Below are 3,833 nucleotides of genomic sequence, written 5' to 3'. Positions count from 1 at the left end.
CTATTGAAAAGACGCATGAAGTAATGTTTTAGTATAAGGATGTTTTGGATAAGTAAAGAGTTGTTCAGTTTCTCCATACTCAATAAATTGACCTTGTTGCATAACAATAATTCGATGCGATACAGCTCGAATCACTTTTAAATCATGGCTAATAAATAAATAACTCATACGGCGTTTTGTTTGTAAATGTGCAAGCAATTCCAACACTTGTTTTTGCACTGAAACATCTAGCGCACTGGTTGGCTCGTCGAGTAAGATGAGTTTGGGTTCTAAAATGACCGCGCGTGCAATCGCAATTCGTTGTCTTTGTCCACCAGAAAATTCATGTGGATATCGCCACAGCATATTCTCTTCTAAACCCACTTCTTGCAAAATATTAATAATCTGTTCACGTCGCTGTTTTTTATTGAGCTGCGGGAAATGGATTTTTAAGCCTTCGCCGACGATGTCTTCAACTGTCATTCGAGGTGAAAGTGATGAATAAGGGTCTTGAAACACAACTTGAAATTCTTTGCGCAATGGGCGAATTTGGTTTGCTTTTAAAGTATCCAATCGTTGCCGATTAAATTCAATTAACCCTTCACACTGTTGCAAGCGCAATAAACATAAACCTAAAGTAGTTTTTCCAGAGCCAGATTCCCCTACAACGCCTAAGGTTTCACCTTGATACACATTAACACAAACATCGTCTACCGCTTTGACTTCACCTATTTGTTTCTTGAATAAGCCACTGCTCTTGATGCTGAAATGACATTTAATTTCTTCACCTTTAAGCAAGATTTGTGCATTTTTATAATCAAAAGCTTTTTGTAATGTTGTTGGCTGACTATTTAACAGGTGTTGCGTGTAATTATGTTTTGGAAAAGCAAACAATTCACCAACGGAGGCGGTTTCAACCAAGTCGCCTTTTTTCATCACACAAATTCGTTGCGCAAAGTGTCTGACTAGATTTAAATCATGAGTAATTAACAGCACTGCCATACCAAATTCTTGTTGCATATTGTCTAATAATTCAAGAATTTGCAATTGGATCGTCACGTCTAAAGCCGTTGTGGGTTCATCGGCAATCAGTAATTTAGGGTGGCAGGCTAAGGCCATCGCAATCATAACCCGCTGACGTTGGCCACCAGATAGGGTGTGCGGATAGGCATTAAAGCGTTTTTGTGGTTCGGGAATACCTGTTAAATCCAATAGCTCAATCATGCGCTGTTTGGCTACTTTCTTACTAATTTTTTCATGTAACATCAATGGTTCTGTCAGTTGCGAGCCAATCGGATACACAGGATTTAATGAGGTCATTGGTTCTTGAAAGATCATCGCAATATCTTTACCACGAATTCGGCGCAACCGTGCTTCGTTCCAGTGCAATAAATCTTGGTCTTCAAACTCAATTTGACCACTAGGAAAATGAACTTGCTGCATATCATGCAAACGCAAAATAGATAAGGCAGTCACTGATTTACCAGAACCAGATTCGCCAACAAGTGCAAGTTTTTCGCCCTGCTGGATATCAAAATTAATATTATTGACCACTTGGCTTGCTTGTTTCGCATCACGCCCAAATGCAACAGATAAATTTTTGACACGCAATAAAGCTTGTTCGGTGTTGGATGTTTTTATCATTTAAGCATCAATCCAATCTTTGATTATTCATAAAATCGTTTTAGGATAGAAAGTTGAACTCATTGTAAGCTAAAAACTAAATAGCGGAAAGTCATTGCTGGTAAAAGGCTGTTCTATCGCCAATATAGTGTATTTATTTTTGATTTAAACCAAAATATTGAATTGTTTTAGGTTTGAAATTAAATTACAGTTCAAATTTATCAAACCTATTCAATTCTGATTTGATGAATTACAATTTTTTAAGCAAATATTATGAATTAAGCTAATTAAATCTATCTAATTCATAATGACGGGCTATTTTTAGCGTTTCATACCACGCGCTATTTAATTTATAAATTGATGACTGATAATGAATACTATATTAGTAAATCTGCAACAAATCCATGTACTTGCTCAATATACGCTTATTGAAGCAATCCATAGCCGCTTTTTTATTACTTTATTCGGTTTTATTGGGTTTTGTTTAGGCCTCGATTTTTTTTTAGAGCACGTTGCATTATTTGAGAAAAATGAAACTCAACTTGCTTTAATCTCTGCTTTTTTGCGCTTAAGTGCTATATATTTGATGGGCTTATTCGTCATTAGCAGTATGACACAGGAATTTAATCAACAGACTATTTATCTACTGATAGCCCTGCCATTAGCACGCTCAACTTATATTTTAGGTAAATTTTTAGGATTTTCTGTATTGGCTTTGGGTATTTGTGGTTTATTTGGTTTTTTGCTTTTATCTTATATTGATAATGCCCAGTTAGTATTGTGGTTGATTTCTTTGTACTGTGAATTATTACTTATTATTAGTTTAGCAATATTTTTTAGTCTTAGTTTTCATCACACTTTGCCTGCATTGAGCAGTTTGATTGGCTTTTATTTATTAGCCCGTAGTATTCATTCAGTGGACTTAATGTCTGATAGTTTTCAAAATAGCTACCAATGGTTAGAGTTAGCATTGTATTATATAAGCCAATTTGTTGTATTATTGCTACCAGATTTGAGTCGTTTCACACGTACCGAGTGGCTTATTTATCAAACAGGGCATTGGGAAATATTATTAGAGTTGGTATTGCAAACGCTTATTTATCTATTATTGATAATATCTGCAAGCTTATTTGATTTTTATCGAAAAAACTTATGAAAAAACAACGCCATTTAAAAAATGTCCCCATATTAATTATTTTGTTATTTTTATGTGCTTTGGTATTGCAAATTATGTGGCAAGCCAATCATTTCAATAGAGATTTTAAGCAAGAACCTTTACCTGAAATACCGTCACAAAATTTCTTAAATTTATACAGTTTTGGTGATAATGTTGCAACAGCACATTTATGGACACTTTGGCTACAATCCTATAGTTCTCAGAATGGGCAATATATAAGCAATAACAATATTAATTATAAATACTTAATAGGTTGGTTAAAAGCTATTTTAGTACAAGATTCCAACACCCAATATCCCCTTTTTTTGGCCAGTTATCAATACGTTTTAGTAAAACAGCCCCAAAAGCAAAGACAAGTGCTAGAATTTATACATCGACAGTTTTATGTAGACCCTAAACGGCGTTGGCGATGGTTAGCTCAAGCTGCAGTTACTGCAAAATATCGTTTACAAGATTTACCTTTGGCTCTAAAATATGCCGAAATTTTAACTGCTTATGCGCTAATTATTCCTAATATGCCAGACTGGGCTAAAGAGATGCAGGTTTTAATCTTAGAGGATATGGGAGAGTTAGCTCAAGCACGTTTATTGATTGGTGGGCTATTGACCAACGGACTTATCACTGACCCTGATGAAATCGTCTTTTTAAATGAAAAATTACAAGCATTGGAACAGGCGCAATTTGGCCTATAAAAATAGAACTTGCTTTATATAATTTATATTAAAATACAATCACTTATAGAATATTATGAAAAAAAATATGACACCATTTAAATATTGTACATCGTCTTATCCAAAGGGGGCCAGTATGATGAAAAAGCAAGCGGGTTTTACGCTGGTTGAAATCGCTATTGTACTGGTCATTATTGGTTTATTGCTTGGCGGCGTTCTCAAAGGTAGAGAAATTATTAACAATGCCAAAGTAATCAATATTGAGAATTCATTTACGGGTATTTCTTCGGCTATTTATAGTTACCAAGATCGTTATCGTTCTTTACCGGGAGATGATTCTGCCGCATCTGACAGATGGTCTGACTTAACCAGTTCAAATACTG

At 35.0% G+C, this 3,833-nt stretch carries 4 protein-coding genes; 3 read left to right on the top strand and 1 reads right to left on the bottom strand.

The features are described 5' to 3' along the window. Entirely contained in the window at positions 1–1,623 is a 1,623-nt protein-coding gene (locus ABXH34_RS18180; protein ID WP_353573304.1) for an ABC transporter ATP-binding protein, read from the bottom strand. Positions 1,624–1,972: 349 nt separating this feature from the next. Between ABXH34_RS18180 and ABXH34_RS18175 the strand changes: the two genes are divergently transcribed. The 3 genes from ABXH34_RS18175 to ABXH34_RS18165 all read left to right on the top strand — a co-directional run. Then, on the top strand, positions 1,973–2,758 hold the full coding sequence (locus ABXH34_RS18175; RefSeq protein ID WP_353573303.1) for an ABC transporter permease: 786 nt from the start codon (positions 1,973–1,975) through the stop codon (positions 2,756–2,758). Beyond that, a complete protein-coding gene (locus ABXH34_RS18170) occupies positions 2,755–3,471 on the top strand; it encodes a hypothetical protein (RefSeq protein WP_353573302.1) in 717 nt (238 codons plus the stop codon). Before ABXH34_RS18175 ends, ABXH34_RS18170 begins: the two co-directional genes overlap by 4 nt. A gap of 115 nt (positions 3,472–3,586) precedes the next feature. After that, positions 3,587–3,833 (top strand): prepilin-type N-terminal cleavage/methylation domain-containing protein (locus tag ABXH34_RS18165; RefSeq protein ID WP_353573301.1); only part of this gene is annotated, 247 nt, incomplete at its 3' end.

This window comes from Candidatus Albibeggiatoa sp. nov. BB20, assembly GCA_016744725.1.
GTDB lineage: Bacteria > Pseudomonadota > Gammaproteobacteria > Beggiatoales > Beggiatoaceae > Albibeggiatoa.
The sequence above is the reverse complement of the archived record's forward strand: the minus strand, read 5'-3'. Positions and strand labels throughout refer to the sequence as shown.